Source organism: Marseilla massiliensis, from assembly GCF_016899955.1.
GTDB classification, from domain to species: Bacteria; Bacteroidota; Bacteroidia; order Bacteroidales; family Bacteroidaceae; genus Prevotella; species Prevotella intestinigallinarum.
Window position 1 is genome coordinate 1 of record NZ_JACJJL010000040.1, and the last position, 20775, is coordinate 20775.

General features: G+C 54.6%; 14 protein-coding genes. 13 read left to right on the plus strand and 1 reads right to left on the minus strand.

The window, feature by feature from the left end; translation table 11 throughout:
* The 11 genes from H6B30_RS14940 to buk form a co-directional block, all read left to right on the plus strand.
* The coding region (locus tag H6B30_RS14940; protein WP_205111997.1) for a hypothetical protein at positions 1-302 on the plus strand (302 nt) is incomplete at its 5' end.
* A gap of 221 nt (positions 303-523) precedes the next feature.
* Positions 524-2095, plus strand: a complete 1572-nt coding sequence (locus tag H6B30_RS14945) for a tetratricopeptide repeat protein (RefSeq protein WP_205111999.1) — start codon at positions 524-526, stop codon at positions 2093-2095.
* A 280-nt stretch (positions 2096-2375) separates the two neighbouring features.
* The gene (locus tag H6B30_RS14950) at positions 2376-2723 is read left to right on the plus strand and encodes a DUF3244 domain-containing protein (protein WP_205112001.1); all 348 of its coding nucleotides are present in this window, start codon (positions 2376-2378) and stop codon (positions 2721-2723) included.
* 66 nt (positions 2724-2789) lie between these two features.
* Complete coding sequence (locus H6B30_RS14955; RefSeq protein ID WP_205112003.1) at positions 2790-3536, plus strand: hypothetical protein; 747 nt, start codon at positions 2790-2792, stop codon at positions 3534-3536.
* Positions 3537-4223: 687 nt separating this feature from the next.
* Positions 4224-6371, plus strand: coding sequence for an outer membrane beta-barrel protein (locus H6B30_RS14960; RefSeq protein WP_205112005.1), 2148 nt, complete (start codon positions 4224-4226; stop codon positions 6369-6371).
* A gap of 174 nt (positions 6372-6545) precedes the next feature.
* Positions 6546-8618, plus strand: a complete 2073-nt coding sequence (locus H6B30_RS14965) for a TonB-dependent receptor (protein WP_205112007.1) — start codon at positions 6546-6548, stop codon at positions 8616-8618.
* Between the two features lie 182 nt (positions 8619-8800).
* On the plus strand, positions 8801-10996 hold the full coding sequence (locus H6B30_RS14970) for a peptidase domain-containing ABC transporter (protein ID WP_205112009.1): 2196 nt from the start codon (positions 8801-8803) through the stop codon (positions 10994-10996).
* The gene (locus H6B30_RS14975; protein ID WP_205112011.1) at positions 10993-11169 is read left to right on the plus strand and encodes a hypothetical protein; all 177 of its coding nucleotides are present in this window, start codon (positions 10993-10995) and stop codon (positions 11167-11169) included. The genes H6B30_RS14970 and H6B30_RS14975 overlap by 4 nt, the downstream gene beginning before the upstream one ends.
* A gap of 204 nt (positions 11170-11373) precedes the next feature.
* A complete protein-coding gene (locus H6B30_RS14980) occupies positions 11374-13242 on the plus strand; it encodes an outer membrane beta-barrel protein (RefSeq protein ID WP_239484152.1) in 1869 nt (622 codons plus the stop codon).
* A gap of 1174 nt (positions 13243-14416) precedes the next feature.
* Entirely contained in the window at positions 14417-15331 is a 915-nt protein-coding gene (locus H6B30_RS14985) for a phosphate acyltransferase (RefSeq protein WP_205112013.1), read from the plus strand.
* A 23-nt stretch (positions 15332-15354) separates the two neighbouring features.
* Entirely contained in the window at positions 15355-16458 is a 1104-nt protein-coding gene (buk, locus tag H6B30_RS14990; protein WP_205112015.1) for a butyrate kinase, read from the plus strand.
* Positions 16459-17137: 679 nt separating this feature from the next.
* Here buk and H6B30_RS14995 read toward each other — a convergent pair.
* Positions 17138-18355 (minus strand): acyloxyacyl hydrolase, encoded by a 1218-nt coding sequence (locus H6B30_RS14995; protein ID WP_205112023.1) that lies wholly within the window; start codon positions 18353-18355, stop codon positions 17138-17140.
* Positions 18356-18577: 222 nt separating this feature from the next.
* Between H6B30_RS14995 and H6B30_RS15000 the strand changes: the two genes are divergently transcribed.
* Together H6B30_RS15000 and H6B30_RS15005 are read left to right on the plus strand one after the other, a co-directional pair.
* On the plus strand, positions 18578-19375 hold the full coding sequence (locus H6B30_RS15000) for a T9SS type A sorting domain-containing protein (RefSeq protein WP_205112025.1): 798 nt from the start codon (positions 18578-18580) through the stop codon (positions 19373-19375).
* Positions 19376-19618: 243 nt separating this feature from the next.
* Positions 19619-20758, plus strand: coding sequence for a leucine-rich repeat domain-containing protein (locus tag H6B30_RS15005; RefSeq protein WP_205112027.1), 1140 nt, complete (start codon positions 19619-19621; stop codon positions 20756-20758).
* The last annotated feature ends 17 nt before the right edge of the window (positions 20759-20775 follow it).

Here is a 20775-nt window from a genome sequence, read left to right on the forward strand (position 1 = left end):
TCGTGGCCTTTGCCTCGGGCGTCGGGCCGTGGAGGTGGCCTCTGGCCGTGGTTCTGTCGTTGCTTTGCGTCTGCCTGCTGGCGGTTGTGGTGCGCCCGCGTTCGGCGGGGGGCGTCTTAAGGCGCGAACTCCGCGTGGGCCTTGAGCTCGACTTGGCGTTCATGGCCATCACGCTTTATGCCTTCTATTGCTCAGACTTTCAGCCGGGGCATTGGCTCCCACTCTGGCTTGTGGCTCTCGATGTGCTGTTCTTTGCCTCCGACATAGCGAGGTGGAGGCTCGACAGGACAGCCAGAATCTAAGAATTGAAAGTTAAGAATTAAGAGCTAAGAATTAAATGTGTGGCGTAGGGGCTGTGTCTGACGCTTCTGCTGCTTCGGCTTGGTGTGCAATGAGGTGGATTCAATGAGTATTTAACATACAATTCTGATAAAATAATAACAGACTATAAAGTTTTTTTGTTACTTTTGCATTCGTTATGAGTATTGTCACCAAGCTATTCTTGTTTGCATCAGCAGTTGTCATGGCTGTTTTCATGTCGTGCGACACCAGGCACATCTATCCGCGGTCGCTCTTGGTTGCTGACAGCCTTGCTGAGTGCAACGTCGACAGCGCCCTGGCCTTGCTCGACACTATAGCCGACAGCGCCCACTCAATGTCCCTGCAAGACAGCATGTATTACGCCCTGCTGAGGGTAAAGGCCCGTGACAAGGCCTACCAGCCTAACGACACCACCGACGGTATACTCAGTATCGTGAGCTATTACGAGCATGGCGGCGACCGCCGTCTGCTGCCCACAGCCTATTATTATGCTGCCAGCGCATATCGCGACATGAACAAGCCGGCCGCTGCCTTGAGGTATTTATACAACGCTATCGATGTGGCAGAAGAATACGGCGACGTGAAGATAATGTCGCTGTGCCATGCGCAAATAGCCAATTTACTTTACATGAACAGGCTTTACGAAGAGGCGCTGAATGGTTTCCGTGTTTCCTTTAAGATTGACTCGGCCAGGCACGATGTTCGGGGGATGGCTTTTGGATTGAGAGACATTGCAAACTGTTACCGTGGCCTTAAAGATGAGAAGAACGCACTCAATTACATGAAAATGGCACATGTCGCAGCAGAAAAGAGTGGGGATAAAAATCTATTTACATATGTAAACACGCAAATGGCACGGCTGTATTATCAAATCGGCGATTATGAGACAGCTGAAAAATACATTAACGTCGCCATCTCATCCAACGATTCTACAGACCGTAGCGCACAATTGTCTATTGCCTCGGCTATTTACATGGCAACCGGGCGTGAAGACAGGGCTTTCAGGTTTGATCAGGTGCTTGCTCGCATTGGCAATGTGTATGGGCGTGAAGCAGCGCACGAGCGGCTGTCAAAGCATTATAGCAGACTTGGGATGATAGACTCTGCCATATATCATCTAAATCTGCATAAAAGGATAATTGACTCATTGAACAATGAAATAGAGACGGATAATGCCGCAGCGATAAAGGCAAATGTGGAATTGCGGTACAAGGCAAATGAGCAGTTGGAACGGAAATTGGCAAATACCTACGTCCTTATCGCCGCCTGCATGGTTGTCGTGGCTCTCGTCATAGTGATGTTATACGTGAAGAGCAAGCGTACGCCTAAAAATACGTTTGACATGAGCAAGATGCCACGTGAAGGCGACGGCCCGGAAAATGTTGTGAACAATGAAGTGGCCATAGATGGATTCAGGCAATCCTTGGATACATCATCTGTCGTAATGAAAATCAAGCATATTGTCAACGACAAGACTTCTGGCTCATCTTCCACTACATCACGTCTAACCCACAGCGATTGGGTAGAGCTTGACGAGATGGTGAATGAGGCATATCCCGGCTTTAAGCAAAAACTGCTGGATAAAACAAGAATATCGGAACTGGAATATCGTGTATGCCTGCTCATTAAGGTCAATGTGCCGCCTGCAGACATAGCGAGGCTGACATATAAAGACTCATCCACCATCAGTAACATCAGGCGGCGCCTATACAGGAAATACTTTGGTGAAGACGGTAAAGGCGAATCATGGGATAGTTTCATACACGCGCTTTAGTTGTTTTTTGTGACGGTCGTTTTATAAGTCTTTATGTAAAATTAGTAAGCTGCAAATGCTAACGATAGCATTTGCACCATGATTTTGGATTGGGTTGACGTTGAGAGACTATGAATCAGATTTTGGCTTGTAGTGTGTTGATGGTCAATGGATTGTCCCCCTCTTGAAAGCTAATTTGGAAACAGTGGAATAAAATGAAAGCAATATTGAAAGCTTGACTTTTGTTGCTGATTGCATAGGTTTATCTATCTTTGTGCATCATTAACCAAATAATAAGATTATGAGACGATTGATGTTTTTATTATTTGCGATTTCCATATCTGCGAGAAGCCTTGCTGATATAAAAGAAGTGGAGTTGAGCAGTGATAACGATAATCATTATGAAAGTCCTAACCATCGCAGCGTAGCTCCCACAGTAAATTATGATGAAAACAATGTATGGATAAAATCCAAGGATTTGCTTCCCAATGTAGACATTGTCATAAAGGATTCTGCCAACAAGGTGATTTATCATGGTGCCATGCCTCTGTCACCGTCGGCAAGTGTGATACCGTTGCCTGACGACAACGAAAAATACAGCATTGAGTTGTCTTACGGCAAGAATAGTTTTAGCGGGTTCTTTGAGTAGTGGTAATCAGCTGTAGCTGTCTTTCAGCCATGGGTTGAAATGTTGGTTAAACAGTGTTGTTTATTAATGATTAGAATATTGACTATGGGAAATTTTGACAGGAAATCGTTGCTGCTGCTTACGGGTGGCTGTGCCGTTGCTGCTTTTGGCGTGTGGCTCGGTAGTATTGCCGGGGGCTTTTGGGCCTTGGCCCTTGTGGGCTTGTCCGTATGTGGGGTGGTTGCCCTGGGCCTGCGCGGGCTTTTGCGCCGTCTTTCCGACCAGACGCTGATGGTCGACGGCATCCTGCTTGTTGGCATCCTGGCCTGCCTCAGCCTTGAGCAGTCGGCCTTGGTGGTCAACATGGTGTTTGCCGCCTTGGCTGTGTTCCTGTGCGCCGACGTGGCGGCGTGGTTCCGCCAGTGGCGCGGCAGCCAGTCTGATGGTGCCGTTGCCGATGCCGGCCGTGGCGTCGTGGCGTCGTTCGTGGCTCAGCTTGTGCTTGGTGTGGCCCTGCTGGTTGGCGTTGGCGTCGTGGCCTTTGCCTCGGGCGTCGGGCCGTGGAGGTGGCCTCTGGCCGTGGTTCTGTCGTTGCTTTGCGTCTGCCTGCTGGCGGTTGTGGTGCGCCCGCGTTCGGCGGGGGGCGTCCTAAGGCGCGAACTCCGTGTGGGCCTTGAGCTCGACTTGGCGTTCATGGCCATCACGCTTTATGCCTTCTGTTGCTCAGACTTTCAGCTTGGGCATTGGCTTCCGCTCTGGCTTGTGGCTCTCGATGTGCTGTTCTTTGCCTCCGACATAGCGCGGTGGAGGCTCGACAGGACAGCCAGAATCTAAGAATTGAAAGTTAAGAATTAAAGGTTGGGCGCCGAGTGCTTACTGCATCACGCCTTGTTGGTGGCAATGCCATTTCAATGGGTCGATAACCCTCCAAATGCGTGTAAGTATAAAAATAATGGAAGCAAAACAACCAAACTTAAAAAATATGTTGTATATTTGCGATATATAGATATTTGACTCACGTCTGTTTGATTGATTTTGTGATACCGGCCCTGCGCCGCATTCCGCAGGGACTAATTCCGACATACCGACTTTTATTACTGCGCATAGATAAAAGCATGGACCAGACCACAAAGGAGCGGAAACCGAAAAGCTATATGAGTAGGTAAATACGATTAATAACCAGAAACAATGGAAACAAAGAAAAAGTTGAACGAGATAGCCATAATGCAACGCCTCAATGACGGATAACAGACCCCATGTGGCCGGAGGAGTGGTAGGTGGTTACTTTGTGCAGTGGTGTCCTGTTGCAGACAATCCTGCTTTTTGTCATTAGATTGCAGCCATGCCGATAGGCTGCACCGGTATGCAATAAATTATGGCTGCCCAGATTGCTTCATGGATAGGTTTCCGCACTACGCCGAGAGTCATGTTGTCAATGAGGCCCGCATCAGGGGGCTGCTGCCAGGTGCTTGACATCCGGGCAAGCTAACGTTCAACAATTCAATAAGACAGACACGCATTATGGAGAAGAAGATTTTGGCATCAGTGGCGTTGGCATGTTGTTTTGCCGGCGCATCGGCGCAGACCGTCCCGGCCGACAGCACGCGGGCAGAAGCAAACGTGAACGCCGCCGACAGCACCCGTGAGGCTGTGAGCCTTGACAGTGTGTCCAGACAGATGGAGCTGGCAGGAGTGACAGTAAAAGGCAGCCGCAAGACCACCCGTGCCGACCGTGACACGTATACGTTTACCGAAGAGCAGGTGGAGAAAGCTCAGCATGCGGCCGACCTCGTGGCCACATTGCGTGATGTTCATGTTGACCCTGTGAGCAGCAGGCTGAAGATGATGGACGGTGGCAAGGTTATGCTGTTGCTCAACGGTGTGCCTTGCTCTGACTACGACTTGAAGTCTGTGCCTGCCAACAAGGTAATAAGGGTGGAGCAATATGTTGTGCCACCGGCCAAATATGTTGGCATGGGAACGGTGGTCGACATAATCACCAAGCGCCTTGACAATGGGTTTGCCCTTGGTGTCGGAGGACAGCACGCGCTGACAACAAAGTTTGGCGATGCCGGCACATGGCTGCGCCTCACATCCGGGCGCCACCAGCTGTCTTTCGACTACTCGCTGTCTTACCGTAACTACAGTGACTGCGAGTGGACAGAGCGGTTCGACATTCCCGGCAGTGGCAAGGGGGCGAGTTACATATACCATAACAGCTGGCCCTTTGGATATACAAACAATGACTTCGACTTGAAATACACTTACAACAAGCCCGAAGACCTGGTGATGCAGGCGGCCTTCAGCCCGTCGCTGTCACACTCGTTCGGCCAGGCCGACATGCGGGTCACCACCATTGGTGATGACAACTGGGCCGGGGGAAACGGCGAGAGCCACAGAAAGCTCAACACATTTGGGCCTACGGTCAACGTTTATCTGAACAAGAAGATTGGCAAAAAACATGAGATTGTTGCAGATGTGGTGGGCACATACTATCATAATGACCAGAGCGAGAGCAACAGGCAGTGGGCGGGCGATGACGGCGCCACAATGCTTGACGACAACATGACGTCGCGCAACCACAAGGTTTCGCTGATAGCGGAAATGATGTATACGCGATCGTGGAAGAACTCTTCAATGAACATAGGATACAGGGGAATGGCCGGGCGGTCGACGGCCTACATCAGCAACACGCTCAGCGACAACCGCGAATACCGCTACCGTTCGGCCAACAGCAGCCACTACGCTTACGCCGAATATGGCGGCTCACATAAGCGGCTGGGATATAGGGTGAGCGCAGGAGCAACGTTGTTGCGCACCTCCAACGACGACACCCATCAAACATCAGTGGTGTTCTCGCCTCAGCTTTTGCTGTCTTATTCATACAAAAACGGCATTGTGAGGTTGGAATTGTCGTCGCAATCAGAGCCACCCGGCATATCCCAGCTCAGCAACAACGCCGTGCAGCTGGCCTACAGGCTGGTGAAGCGGGGTAATCCCTATTTGCGCAGCTCAAACACATATTCATGCTCGCTTAGCGTTGGCCACCGCCTGTCGTGGATAGACCTCAACGTCTCGATGCTTGCATCGTTCACCAACAACCCCATCAATACGTATTACCATGCCACAGAGTCGGGCAGCGTGGTGCAGACATACGAGAACGCCGAGAGCTTCAGGCAAATGGGTGCCACATACTCTGTTGCCATACGCCCGTTCTCCTCTGGGATTCTCACGGTTAACCTCTACGGAAAGGCTGTCAACCAGCGCATTGACAGCAGGCTGATGGGGGTGAGCTCAAAATGGTATACGCCGCTGTGGTATACGGTCAACCTCAGCCACGGGCGGTTTGGGGCCTACTATACCGGCAACATCGTGTCGAGGTGTATAAGCGGGCCCTACCTTTCCGACGACGAAAACGCTGGCCACGTCATGGTCTATTACCGTCACAAGCAGCTTATGCTGAACGTCGGCTGCTACTGGGCGTTCTCAAGGTCAAAATACCATTCCGAGACATTGCCCAACGACATCATCGCTCACTCATCTACCAACATCATCAACGACAATGCCTCTATGTTTGTCATAGGGGCAAGCTACACGCTGTTCAAGGGCAAGGACAGCAAGATAAGAAAGAAGATAACAAACCGGGATACAGACAAAGGCACGTTCTGATCTTTGCGGCCGCGTATTTGCCTGTTCTGTACAATGCCGATGGGCATGCTTGCCAAGGCCTCTCTGCCCTGCATGCACCATCGGCGGCTGTGTCAATTCTTTGTGCTCTACCGCATCAGGGGGCTGCTGCCGGGCAAGCTAACGTTCATTAATTCAATAAGACAGATACGCATTATGGAGAAGAAGATTTTGGCATCAGTGGCGTTGGCATGTTGTTTTGCCGGCGCATCGGCGCAAACCGCCCCGGCGGCAAGTGACAGCATATACCGGCAGATGGAGCTTGGCGGCGTCACCGTAGAGGGGCGCACGGCCATACAGAAAGGCGACTACACCGCCTACATGCCAACGCAACGGCAGGTGGACGCTGCCAACTCGGGCATAGGTTTGCTGGCCAACATGATGATACCCAAGCTGACGGTTGACCGGGTTAGCGGAACAGTAAAGAATGCCAACAACACCGCTCCAACAATATATATTGACAACCGCAAGGCCGATGCCATGGAGGCCGACCGCCTGAGGCCGAAGGATATTGTGCGCGTGGAATACTATGACCAACCGTCGGATGAATTTCCGGGAGAGCAGAGCGTGCTGAACTTCATAACAAGAAAGTATGGGCGCGGAGGGTATGTTGACGTGCGCACGTCGACTACATTCCATCCTGGGCTGAATGTTGGAGGATACTCGGCTCAGGTTGGCTTTGACATGAACAAAATGAACATAACACTGCTGGCCGGTACCGACTTCGACCGTGAAGATGCTGTTGGAACATCGGGAACGGAGCACTATGCCTTTGACGCGCCCTTCACGAAGCAGACCACAGCCACCTACGGACTGACGAAGCAACGCAACTACTACGGCAAGATGCGCATGACGTACCGGACGGACAAGACAACGGCATACGCCGACATCGGCCTTGGCTGGGGTGAAACGCCGACCGACCGGCACAGCACTCTTGTAGTCTATTCGCCTCAGGCATACCCTGATGCCATGGCAACAACCACGACGCAAAGCCGCAACGCAACACCGCAGGCCACACTCTTCATGGAGACAAGGCCGGGCAAAGGGCAGACGTTGCGGGTGCAGGCCAATTACGCATACGGCAACAACACCTACCGGCGCGACTACACCGAGGGTGGCCTGACGCCTGTTATCACCGACACAAAGGAAATAAGAAACAACTTTGACGCGCATGTTAAATATACGGCCGACCTGCGCCACAACAACTCCGTAACCTTATACATTTGGGGATTCAACACATGGAGCAAGGCAGACTACATCGGCACCATTGACGCCGGACAGGAGATTCAAGACGGAGGATTGCAGTTGCTGCCGATGTACACCCACACATTCGCCAAAAAGCTGCGCATCGGCATACAGCCTGGTTTGTATTGGGAGAGATACTACATAAAGGGAATAGGGGCAACAAGAAAGATACAAGGGCGCCCCACTATATCAACAAGCTACAGCATAAACAGCAAAAACTCTCTGTATGCCAACTGGTCGATGGGTACGAGCGTGCCTACCATGGATCTCTACAACAACACGGAGCAGAGGGTAAACCAATATACCATAAAGCGCGGCAACCCGAACCTTGAGATAGAGAAGCTGCACTTTGTTGACATAGGCTACAGCCTGGCACTGAAGAATGTCAACCTGTCTTTGTTCGGAGACTACTTCATCGCCGCAGACTTGACGAAAGATTTCTACACGACAGAAGGCGAAACGATGGTTAGCACATACATGTCAGACGGGGCATTGCACTCATGCATCGCCGGCGGAGCCGTGGCGTGGAGCCTGCTTAACCGCTCACTGCAATTGTCGGGGCAACTGATGTACAAAGGACAACGGTTAACAGGCGTATATTCCGCACACAATGACCGTATGCTGTTTTCATTGTCAACAAACTATTATATAAAAAACTTCACCTTGACGGCAATGTATTCCTCAAAGATGAGTGAGCTGTCCGGTTCGCAATGGAATGAAACTCCGGCGCAATACTATTTCACTGCGTCCTGGCACCACAAGGGGCTATACGCAGAGATAGGATGCCAGCGCATCTTCGACAAGGATTACAAAAAGCGGCAATGGTTTGACTTCGGCACTTACAGCTATGACCGAGCCACCGTTTACAACAACATGTGTTCGGCTTGGTTGAAGATTTCTTACAGCTTCGACTTCGGCCGCAAGAAGGTGGAGCGCACCGAGCTTGAGGTAGACCGTGGCTCGTCGGGAATCATGAAGATGTGAAATGTTTAAGAATTTGCATCGGGATGAGCCTTTAGGAGACAGGAGACAGGAGTGCAGGAGTACAGACATTTGCATTTGACTATCACCGCGCAGCCTTTTCGTAATTCTTAATTCTTAACTTATCAAGTTCTTAACTCTTAATTTTTAACTCATAACTCATAACTCAAAGCTCAAAACTCTCAATGTCCGTTTTCCCCTTTCGCATGCAGCACGACGCCATGCAGTGCGGCATAGCCTGCCTGCAGATGGTGTGCGAATACCACGGCCGCAAGATGTCGGCGGCCGAGGTCGAGGAGCTGTGTCCGTCTACGGCCGAGGGTGTCTCGCTGCTCGGCATGAGCCGTGCCGCCGAGGCTCTGGGCCTGCACACCGTCAGCGGGCGCCTGCCGGTGGATATGCTTGCCAAGGCCCCTCTGCCCTGCATACTCCACTGGCGGCAGCGCCACTTTGTGGTGCTCTACCGCATCAGGGGGCGCGGGCGCAGGTTGCGCTACTGTGTGGCCGACCCGGCCAAGGGCCTCGTGGAATATTCGCGCGCCGAGCTTGAGGAGGGCTGGCTCAGCTCGCGCTCCGATGGCGAAGACAAGGGCATAGCCATGCTCTTGGAAACCACCCCGGCCTTCGCCGAGGCAGCCACCGGCAAGCGTGGCGGCGACACCGGCTCGGTGCGCTTCCTGATGGCCTATGTCCGCCGCTACAAGGCTGCCTTCGCCCATGTGCTGGCAGGTCTGGCCATAGGCAGTGCCATACAGCTGCTGCTGCCCCTGCTCACCCAGGCCGTGGTAGACAGGGGCATAGCCCTGCGCGACATTGGCTTTGTGTGGCTCGTGCTGGCGGGCCAGCTCATGCTCACGTTCAGCGCCACGGCCCTCGACTTCGTGCGCCGCTGGCTGCTTACGCACGTCAGCATGAGGGTCAACCTTAGCATACTGTCCGACTTCTTCGCCAAGCTGCTCAGCCTGCCCATGCCCTTCTTCGACACCAAGCACACCGGCGACCTGCTGCAGCGCATGGCCGACCATGACCGCGTGGAGCAGTTTCTCACCGGCCATGTGCTCACGGTGCTCTTCTCTACCATGACCATTGCCGTGTTCGGCTGTATGCTGCTGGCCTACGACGCCGTGTTGTTCCTCGTCTTCGCGGCCTTCAGCGCGGTCTATGGGCTGTGGATGGCGGCCTTCCTGCGACGCCGTCGTGTGCTCGACTACGAGCGCTTTGAGCGCGAGGCCGACAGCCACGACAAGACATGGCAGATGGTAACGGCCATGCAGGAGATAAAGCTGCAAGACTGCCGCCGCCGGCGCCGCCAAGAGTGGGAGCAAACCCGCCTCGGCCTGTTTGGCGTTAGGATGAAGGCTCTCAGGCTGCAGCAGGCCGAAGAGGCCGGCGGGGTGCTCATAAGCAGCGTCAAAGACATCATCATAACCGTCATGGCGGCCATGGCCGTGATCGACGGGCGCATGACGCTGGGCCAGATGCTCGCCGTGCAGTACATCATGGGCCAGCTGGCCGTACCCGTCGACAGCCTGCTTGGCTTTGTCTATTCGTGGCAAGACGTCAGGCTGAGCCTCGAGCGCATCAACGAGATACACCGCGCCCGCCCCGAGGGCCGCGACGGCGCCATGGCGGCCTTCGCCTCGGCCGACCGCACCATACGCGTTGAGGGGCTGTCGTTCCGCTACGACCGCAACGCCCTGCGCCCCACGCTCCAAGACGTAAGCCTCGACATAGAGCAGGGCAAGACCACGGCCATAGTGGGGGCCAGCGGCAGCGGCAAGACCACGCTGCTCAAGCTGCTGCTGGCCTACTACACGCCCGAGGGCGGGCAGGTTACCGTGGGCGGGCGCCCGCTCGCCGACTACGACCCGCAGTGGTGGCGCAGCCGCCTGGGCGTGGTGATGCAAGACGGGGTGATATTCTCTGAGTCGGTGGCGCGCAACATCGCCGTGGGCGACGGCGAGATAGACGCCGACAGGCTCGTGGCCGCCGCCCGCATGGCCCGCGTCGACGACTTTGTGGCCTCGCTGCCGCTGGGCTACGACACGCGCATAGGGCGCAACGGCATGGGGCTCAGCGCCGGCCAGCGGCAGCGCATACTCATAGCGCGGGCCGTTTACAAAGACCCCGAGTATGTGTTCATGGACGAGGCCACCAATTCGCTCGACGCCAGCAACGAGAGGGCCATCGTCGAGAGCCTCGGCGAGTTCCTGAGCGGGCGCACGGTGCTCGTCATAGCCCACCGCCTGAGCACAGTGAGAAACGCCGACCGCATAGCCGTGATGGACCGTGGCCGCATAGTGGAGTGCGGCACCCACGAGGAGCTCACCGCCATGCGCGGGGCTTACTATCAACTTGTAAAAAACCAGCTTGAGCTATGAACGGAAACAAACACTCCGACAATGGGCGCCCACGGGGCGTTGAGCTGCGCTCCGAAGGCATGGTGAGCATGGCCGGCGGCGTGCCCCGGCGGCTGCTGTGGCTCAGCGCGGCTGTCATGGCTGTGGCCGCCGCGGTCGTGGGCGTGGTGGCTGCCGCGCTCACGTGGCTCTGACGCCCGGGCGGGCCACCCGAATAAACATAGGAGGTAGAGGGAGGTAGAAGGAGTTACAAGGAGTTAGAGGACAATAGTATTTGACTGTCTTCCTGCAACACTTTCCCATGCTCCCAGAGCTCCCATGTTTCCATAACTATAGTCTGTACTCCGAGCAAAGAATTAAAAATTTAAAAAGGTCTGCGCGATGATAGTCAAATACTATTGTCCTCTACCTCCTTGTGCCTCCTTCTGATGGGCCGGGGGCAGGCCGTGTTCTTTGTTGACAATCGTCGCATATACGATTTGTCGGAGCTCGACCGTCTCTCGTCTGTTGACATCGAAAGCATCGAGATGATTGCCAATCCGGGCTCTGAATACGATGCTTCTGTCAAGGCTGTGGTCAGGGTTGCCACCTATGCCAACTTTGCACGGGGGCTGAGCGTGGATGCCCGCTCGACATGGTACCAAAACCGCAATGCCAGCGTGGTAGAGCAGTTGGGCTTGCGCTACAGCGCACAACGGTGGATGGCATACAACAACCTTGAATACCGCTCTGACAACGACCTGACATGGAAAGACCTCACCCAGACTGTATATGCCGACACGTTGTGGAATGAAGTGAGCAATGAGCAGGAGCACCTCAGGCACAACCGCATAGAGAACACCACGGGCATTGATTGGCAGATAGGCCGGCAGTCGTATGTAGGCGGGCGCTACATGTTGACATTCGATACCTACAGCCGAATGGATTTGAGCTCAGACAACAGTGTCTATGCAGACGGCAAGCCATACGACCAGCTGCTTACCACAGGGCTGCAACGTGGGCACGGCAACCGCAGCCACTTTGTCAACGCATATTATTCCGGGGCCATTGGCGGCTTCAAGGCCAATGCCGACTTCGACTACCTTCACAGTACGACCGAGACAGACAATGAATATGATGAGGCCAGCCGGGCCGGCAGCAGTCGCGCGTTTACGGCTGTCAGCCGTGTCAACAACCGGATGATGTCGCTGCGCGCCTCGGCAGGCCGCAAGCTGTGGCGCGGCGATGCAACCGTGGGGGTGGAGTATGTCCGCACACGGCGAAACGACAACTATCTCAGCACCCTTGACGAGATGCCCACAGCGCAGAGCCTGCTCAAGGAGACGCAGCGCGCGGCTTTTGCCGACTATTCGGTGCTTACCCGTGTGGGCCTCTTCGGTCTCGGCGTCCGCGTGGAGAATGCGCGGTTCACCTTTCATCCCGGCAATGGCGGGGAAGATGTGAGCCAGTCATTCACCAAGGTCTATCCCAACCTGTCGTGGGGCATCCGCGTAGGGCAGTTGCAGGCCCAGTTGCTTTACTCTACTGAAGTAAACCGCCCCACATACCGCCAATTGAGCAAGAATGTGCTCTATGGCAGCCGTTATACGTGGCAGATGGGCAACCCAATGCTGCAACCTGAGTATGTGCATGGGTTGACGCTGCTAGGTGTGTGGCGTATGGTGCAGTTTCAGCTGGGTTATTCCGACACACGCAACGCAATCATAAACTGGGGTACGCAGTCGGCTGCACAGGGCGCATTGTCAATAATGTCTTACCGCAACCTGCCTTCGGTCAAGGAGATGCGGCTGGCGGTGGTCGTCTCAAAGAGCTTTGGTGCATGGACCCCACAGGTTACTACGGTGGTTAACAAGCAGTTTCTGAACCTGGCAACGAGCATGGGCACTTACAGCTTGGGCAGCCCGATATGGATAGTCAAACTGTCCAACAACTTCCGATTGGGGCGCACGCTTTCATTCTTTGTCACAGGCGACTACCAGAATCCGGGCGACTGCCGCAACGTGCATCTCAGCCGCCACATGTGGTCGGTCGACTTCAATGCCGTAAAGACGTTTTGCCACGACCGCCTGTCTGTACAACTCAAGATTAATGACATTTTCGACAGCAAGAAAGACGGCAACGATATTTACAACGACCGGATGGTGATGCACCTGCTTAACCGATACGACTTCAGGGCTGTTTCCTTAACGCTGGGTTACAAGCTGAACAGCAAGGACGACACTTCGCACAGCCACAGCGATGCAGACAAGGAGGTCAAGCGGTTGTAATTGATTGAACGTCGGGCATGTTTTTTTTACTGCATATAGCAATGAACTCATTCAAATTTTTCGGAAAAAGTTTGAATGAGTTCAATAAATTGCTGCCATGCCGACAGGCTGCCCCGTGACACTGCCGCAAGGCCCGTTTAGCAAGGTGCTACGGGCGGTTTTGCCTGCCGTTACGGCCCCCGTTGCAACGGCAGGCTGGGTGGCATTTCTGTCTCTTTTCAGCGCCTTTTTTATGAATGTCTGCATTCTGACAAATGAGGAGGAAGGTAATAAGTAGTAAGTATGAGTTTTGAAGGATTAAGTAGGAGTTATTATTAGGAGTTAGAAGGAGTTAGATGAAGTTATCACTCGCTGCGCTCGTTTATGGAGTTAGAAGACATTACCCACAAAAGCTATTGTCCTCTACCTCCCTCTACCTCCCTCTACCTCCCTCTAACTCCTACTACCTCCTACTAACTCCTATTCTACCTCCTTCTACCTCCTTCTACCTCCTTCTACCTCCCCCTAACTCCCTCTACCTCCTTCTACCTCCTATCTAACCATAGTCTTTATTCTTGCAATGTGTCTATATGGTGGTCAACTGGCATTAGTATATATAAATACTAATGCAGTTGACACCAGCCACATTGACAAAACAGTTTCACAGTGGGCTTTGCGACGGTTGCGAGAAAACAAGCATTAGTTTGCTGAAAGTCGGAATTTGTGTCCGTATAGTCGGAGCAATATGGCCTAAATACAAAAACACTTGTTTTTCACGTAATGATTTTGTATATTTGTTGCATCATGCCGCGTGGCCTGTTCGCCCGGCGCAAAGCCGCCTTAGTATGGCGGCGCCCCGTTCCGGCCCTGCGGCCCCTACCATTACAGCCTAAACAACCTAAACAGCCAGAAATGAAAGAACCCCTTGCAATGGCGGCGTGCATGGCCCCGTGCCATGGCCCGCATCCCAACCACACGCCGGCCTGCCCATCGGCAGGCATGGCCAAATCGGCCGCCGGTGCATCCGGCCCTTTGTGCCGCCGCCGCCACGGGCCGCCCGGCAGCAGTGCCTGCGGGGCCGGCATAAGCATGGCGTACCCCTGTGTTATTATACGTTAACCGTGCAGAATTAGTCTGTGGCGGATATTGGGAATTTACAAAATAAACGTTATATTTGCAAGAAAGAACAATTAGTATGCAACGGATATGTGATTTCGATACGCTTACGGGCAGCCTGCGCTCGCTGCCCACACGCAAGAGGGTGGCTGTGGTCTGCCCAGGAGACTCGCATACGGAGTACGTGATACGTCGTGCGCTGGAAGAGCAGACAGCCGACTTCCTGCTTGTTGACGGCGGGCTCACCCGCTGGAACATCGGCGAGGTGTGCCGCCTGTATCCAGGCCGCGTCGAGGTGCGCCCTGCGGCCACCCCCGACGACGCCGCCCGCATGGCGGTCGAGATGGTGCGCGAGGGCCACGCTGACGTGCTCATGAAGGGCAGCATCAACACCGACAACCTGCTGCGCGCCGTGCTCGACAAGGAGCGCGGCCTGCTGGAGCGCGGCCGCGTGATGAGCCACGTGACGGCCATCGAGGCCCCCGGCTACTCAAAGCTGCTGTTTGCCACCGACGTGGCCGTGATACCGCGGCCCACGCTCGACCAGTTTGACGCCATGCTGCGCTATGCCGTGTCGGTTTGCCGCAGCCTGGGCATGGCCGTGCCCCGTGTGGCCCTGCTGCACTGCACGGAGAAGGTGAGCGAGAAGTTTCCCCATACGCTGAGCTACGAGGAGCTGAAGCGCCGGGCCCGCGAGGGGGCCTACGGCGACGTGTTCGTAGACGGCCCCATGGACGTAAAGACCGCGTGCGACCCAGAGAGCGGCGAGCTCAAGGGCATCAAGTCGCCCGTTTGCGGAAATGCCGACGTGCTGGTGTTCCCTAACATCGAGTCGGGCAACACGTTCTACAAGACCATGTCGCTCTTCGGGCGGGCGCGCATGGCCGGGATGCTGTGCGGCACGACGGCACCCGTGGTGGTGGCCTCGAGGGCCGACACCGGTGATTCGAAATACACGAGCCTTGCGCTGGCATGCCTGGCCTCGGCTGAGTAAAAACACATAAAGTTGCACAGATTATGAAGATATTGGTAATCAATCCGGGTTCCACATCGACGAAGATGGCCATCTTCGACGACGACAAGCAGGTGTGGACGGCAGGCGCCCATCACCCGGTGGGCGAGTTGGCACGCTTTGAGCATGTGGCCGACCAGTATGAATATCGCCGTGACTTCGTCATAGGCAGGCTTGAGAAGGCCGACATACCGCTGCGCTTCGACGCAGTGATAGGGCGCGGCGGACTGCTGCACCCGCTGCGCGGCGGGGTCTACACCGTCAACGAGCGCATGAAGCACGACCTGCGCCACGCCACCATGGAGCATGCCTGCAACCTGGGCGCCCTCATAGCTGCCGAGCTGGCCGAGAGGTGCGGGTGCCCTGCATATACGGCCGACCCGGTGGTGGTCGACGAGATGCGCCCCGAGGCGCGCATCAGCGGGCTGCCATGCCTGGAGCGCCGCTCGGTGTTCCACGCCCTCAACCAGAAGGCCGTGTCGCGCCGCTACGCCGCGTCGATAGGCCGCCGTTATGAAGACCTGCGCCTCATCGTGGCCCACATGGGCGGCGGCATCTCGGTGGGGGCCCACTGTCTGGGCCGCGTCATCGACGTAAACAATGCCCTGGGCGGCGAAGGCCCGTTCACGCCCGAGCGCTGCGGCACGCTGCCGGCCATGCAGCTGGTTGAACTGTGCTACAGCGGCAAGTACACCCTGCGCCAGATGAAGCGCATGATATGCGGCAAGGGCGGCCTGACGGCCTGGCTGGGCAGCAACGACATGATTGGCCTCTCGGCCCGCGCCGAGGCCGGCGAGGAGCCCTATGCCACTGTGGTGGGGGCTATGATGTATACCGTGGCCAAGGAGATAGGCTCGATGTATGTAGCGCTGGGCGGCAAGGTCGACACCATCATCGTCACCGGCGGCATAGCCCACGACACCTACTGCGTAGACCGCCTGCGCCCGCAGGTGGAATACATGGCTCCGGTGGTGGTGATGCCTGGCGAGAACGAGATGCTGTCGCTGGCCTTCAACGCCCTGGGCGCCTTGCGCGGTGAGCTTGAACTGATGGAATATACGGGCGACGACTGCCGAGAAGGCATCGTGTCGCCTGTGGCTATAGATTGAGGCCCGGCGCGCGACGCGCCCCGGCCGGTTATTGTTTTTTCATACCTCAGCAGTCCTGTCCGCGGCCATGTCCGGCCTGCGGGCAGGACATTTGTTTGCCCGGGCAGCGCCTCCGTTTCGCCATCAACGCGGCTCACGACTTAACCAATAGACATTGGGGATTATTAGGAGTTAAGGAGTTAGGAAGTTAAGGAGTTAAGACAATAGTTTTTGTGGAGTTAGAGGGAGTTAGAAGGAGGTAGAAGTAGTTACAAGGAGTTAGATGACAATAGTTTTTGTGGATAATGGAGTTAGAGGGAGTTAGAAGTAGTTACAAGGAGTTAGATGACAATAGTTTTTGTGGATAATGGAGTTAGAGGGAGTTAGAAGTAGTTACAAGGAGTTAGATGACAATAGTTTTTGTGGATAATGGAGTTAGAGGGAGTTAGAAGGAGGTAGAAGTAGTTACAAGGAGTTAGATGACAATAGTTTTTGACTATCATCGCGCAGCCTTTTTTAATTCTTAATTTTTAATTCTTTGCTCGGAGTACAGACAATAGTTATGGAAACATGGGAGCTTTGCTGGCATGGGGAAAGTGTCATGAAGACAGTCAAATACTATTGTCTGTAATCCTGTACTCCCGTACTCCAGCACTCCCGTACTCCTAAAACGTCTCATGGATTTATCTGGTGAGCCATTTTAGCGCCATTTGCGCTTGCTGCCGAAGCGGTAGCCCACGCCGAGCATCAGGTAGTTGGGTTTCTGGAAGTCGTAGAGGCTGTAGCCTATGTGCAGGAACGAGTTGCGCAGCACGTCTACCTTGAGGGCCAGTATCTCGTAGGTGCCGCTGAAGTCGCCGCCGGCCCCGATGATGTTCTTGCCCACGCCGAAGTCGATGGTGAAGTAGGGCATCACAAACTCGACCCTTGCCGACAGTCCCGCCGCCATCTGCCGCGAGGGCTTGGGCTGGCGCACGTTCTCGGTCGTGGGCACGTCGCCCTCGAAGTAAATGTTGGCGCTGTTGTCGTAGACGGCGTCGAGCGACAGCCCCGCGTTGAGCCAGTGGTTGATGTTGTAGAGCGGGGTGAAGTTGATGCCCGCCACACCGTAGGTGCCCGGCACGGCATAGAGCGTGGCGCCGTCGCCCACAGCCACCCCACGCCTGCGCCACGCCCCGAACACCACCAGGTCGTAGCTCATGTGGCGCCTGAAGCGCGGCATGGGCCCCGCCGGTTGGCGCCCGGGGCTGCGCCCGAAGTAGAACGCCGCCGAGAGCCTTGCCGCCAGAGTGTTGAGTCCGAGGTTGGGGTAGGCCGTGTTGCCATTGGAGTAGTGGGAGGCCGACACCCCGGCGCTCACGTCGAGCCACGCCGCCGGGCTGTAGCTCAGGTAGATGTCGGCGTCGAGGTAGGCCGTGGCGCGCGAGCCTATGATGTGGTTGTCGGGGTTGGTCTCGCTGTCGTAGGGGTGCCAGCCCATGGCCAGGCCCAGGTTCCACTCGTAGTTGAACGACAGTCGGCGCCCAATGGAGGCTATGCGCGCCCCCTGGAAGATGAACACCGACACGGGGTTGCCCAGCTGAGGGTTGAAGCGGTGGAAGCCCACGCCCACGCCCTGGTAGGCTCCGGGGTATATGCGCGATTGCATGCTGCCTACGGGTGCCATGAAGGCATACTTAAGCCTCACGGCCGAGGCGTGGTTCATTATGCGCCGCTCGGCATTGCCCCCGTTGAGGTAGCTGTCGGTGTGGAATATGCCCCCGGTGGCATAGTCGGCCTCCACCCTGTGAACCACGCGAGAGCTGCTGCCGGTGACGGCAGTGTCGGCCTGCTCGGCCGCCGCGGCGGTGCAGGGCGTAGCCACAGCCATGGCCGCAGCCATGATGGTGGGCAGGAGGGTGTGGAAAACGCTGGGCATATCGCCTGCAAAGTTAATGCTTATTGGTGTAAAAGCGAAATTATGATGCCTGTTTGTTGCCCGCGTCTCGCCCGGTTTGGAATGGGGTATCATTAAAAATGCTTAAATAAACGCTTAAATCGAACAGTCTGTTGGTAAAAACCTTATATTTGTGATATGCAATCAGCAAGATTTCATCAAGGAAAATTACTAAAGCCTATTAACCTTTAAAAGAAGAAAGTTATGAAGAAAAATTTATTACTCACAATCGCACTCAGTTGCACGGTCGCATTGGCAAATGCCCAAATGAGAGTAAGCGGCAACGGCAATGTTACGTTGCAGTCGACAGACGTGGTAGGCAGCCTTCGTGTCTCTGGCGGGATAGACGGCATGGTTATCGGTGATGGGGCTGAGCCCGCCATAGGCAATGACTCCGAAACGGCCCATGACAAACTGTCCGCGCTCACCGCCGTGCCTTTCTACAAGTCTGTGCCGGCAGGCCAGGCAAAATCCCTGCCGCTCGGCTCTTTCGAGGCACAGAGTCTTTCAAAATTGCATTACGCCCTGTCGGCCGAGCAGCTTGGGGCAGTCTATCCGGACTTGGTGTATGTCAGGGAAGACGGAACCAAGGGCATTAATTACATGGAGATGATTCCATTGCTGGTGCAGGCCATCGGAGAGCTTAGCGCCAAGGTTGAGGCCCTTGAGGCCGTGAGCGGCAGGCAACAGCGCAGCATGGCCAAGGCTGTGGCCGGCATTGACAGTGGCGAAGCCTTGCCTGGCCCCGGTCTTGGGCAGAACTCCCCCAACCCGTTTGCAAGCACCACTGAAATAGGGCTGACAATACCCGACGATGCGCATGACGCCACTCTCTGCATCTATGATATGACCGGCAAGCAGCTACGCCAGTTGCCGGTGTCCGGGCGTGGCAAGACATCGGTGGTGTTGACTGGCGAAGGCCTTGCAAGCGGCATGTATCTCTACAGTCTCATAATAGACGGCAAACTTATAGACACTAAGCGGATGGTGTTTGCAAAGTGATAAGCAGTCTTTATTTTATCAACTGTTGGCTTGGGTTGGATTGTCGAGGCAGATGTGTCTGCCTGCTGAAGAGCATTGTTGGGCAGTGTGACGAAGCAGCCAGGCAAATATGACCGAAGAGACACTCAAGCCGGCAGAGCTGAACAAGGCGACTTTGATAGAATCAAGGCAGCCACTGAATTTGCAGTGAACCATTAAATGACAAGAAAGAGAAAATAATGCTAACCAATAAATGCGATAGTTATGAAACGATTGTTAGTTTATGCAATAGCCGTCATTGTTTCCTCCCAGTGCCTTTGGGCCGGATCAGACGGCATGAAAGTCAGCGTTCACGTCGACGGCAACCGTCTTGAAGACCTGCTCACCGACGAGCAGAAGGCCGGTGTCACCAACCTGAAGATAACCGGCAGCCTCGCCGAAGAAGACTATGCCTACTTGCGCAACTCGCTTTTCTTGCAGCTGGACACACTCGACCTGCTTGACGCCGACATAGACACGATACCAAGCAATGTGTTCAACTGGGAAAATGTGAAAGGCGTATTGGACCATCCGATTTTCAGGGTGGTACTTCCAAAAACATTGAGGCATCTGGCTGACTATTCATTAAATATGGGAGACGCGAGCATCGTATTTGAACTTACCGGCCCGTTCCCCACGCTTGGCAAATATGTATATGAAGGGGAAAGTGGAAGCCGGAGCCGTATAGAGCCGTCGGCAGACAACGTGGCATACAAGACGACACCAATCTATATGTATTCGACAGATGGCTCGGTGCTTTATTTTGCAGATTTCAATAGAATGTATGAATCACCTCAATACGGTGTGCGCATTATATATCAAAATGCGTTTGAGGACTGTTGGACATCAGGTAAGTTAATCCTGCCGGCATCTGTCGATTCTATTGGCGACAGGGCATTTGCCGATTTTCAGATGCCGATTCCAACCGGACATTACGACCCGCCGAAATTTATTTGTGAAGCTGTGACCCCGCCGAGGTTGGGAAAAGATGTATTCTTGAATGCAGGATATGATAGTGGCCGTCCTTTTGAAATATATGTGCCGGATGAGAGCGTCGAACTCTATAGGAATGCCGACGGATGGAAAGACATGGTTATATGGGGAATCCTTGCTGATATAGAATCTGTTCGGGCTTCATCGAAGGCCGTGCTGGACATAGGCTGTTCAAGAGAAGCTTATATATTGCAGGCAGACAAGGTAATCTCCCACGTTGCCTGTTACAATGCAGCAGGGCAGACTATTAGGTCGTTGGCTGTTTGTGCAAATTCTTTTATCTTGGCAAAGAGCGAAATCCCTGGCCCGTACATGCTCGTGCGCATATACTTTGATGACGGAACGGGGCAAGTGGTGAAACTAAGTCGTTGATCGACTGTTTATAACCG

Bases quoted from the DNA above. Each gene is read 5' to 3' on its own strand.
- buk (WP_205112015.1), top strand. From the start codon at position 15,355: ATGAAGATATTGGTAATCAATCCGGGTTCCACATCGACGAAGATGGCC.
- H6B30_RS15005 (WP_205112027.1), top strand. From the start codon at position 19,619: ATGAAACGATTGTTAGTTTATGCAATAGCCGTCATTGTTTCCTCCCAG.
- H6B30_RS14955 (WP_205112003.1), top strand. From the start codon at position 2,790: ATGATTAGAATATTGACTATGGGAAATTTTGACAGGAAATCGTTGCTG.
- H6B30_RS14960 (WP_205112005.1), top strand. From the start codon at position 4,224: ATGGAGAAGAAGATTTTGGCATCAGTGGCGTTGGCATGTTGTTTTGCC.
- H6B30_RS14950 (WP_205112001.1), top strand. From the start codon at position 2,376: ATGAGACGATTGATGTTTTTATTATTTGCGATTTCCATATCTGCGAGA.
- H6B30_RS14985 (WP_205112013.1), top strand. From the start codon at position 14,417: ATGCAACGGATATGTGATTTCGATACGCTTACGGGCAGCCTGCGCTCG.
- H6B30_RS14945 (WP_205111999.1), top strand. From the start codon at position 524: ATGGCTGTTTTCATGTCGTGCGACACCAGGCACATCTATCCGCGGTCG.
- H6B30_RS15000 (WP_205112025.1), top strand. From the start codon at position 18,578: ATGAAGAAAAATTTATTACTCACAATCGCACTCAGTTGCACGGTCGCA.
- H6B30_RS14970 (WP_205112009.1), top strand. From the start codon at position 8,801: ATGTCCGTTTTCCCCTTTCGCATGCAGCACGACGCCATGCAGTGCGGC.
- H6B30_RS14995 (WP_205112023.1), bottom strand. From the start codon at position 18,355: ATGCCCAGCGTTTTCCACACCCTCCTGCCCACCATCATGGCTGCGGCC.
- H6B30_RS14975 (WP_205112011.1), top strand. From the start codon at position 10,993: ATGAACGGAAACAAACACTCCGACAATGGGCGCCCACGGGGCGTTGAG.
- H6B30_RS14965 (WP_205112007.1), top strand. From the start codon at position 6,546: ATGGAGAAGAAGATTTTGGCATCAGTGGCGTTGGCATGTTGTTTTGCC.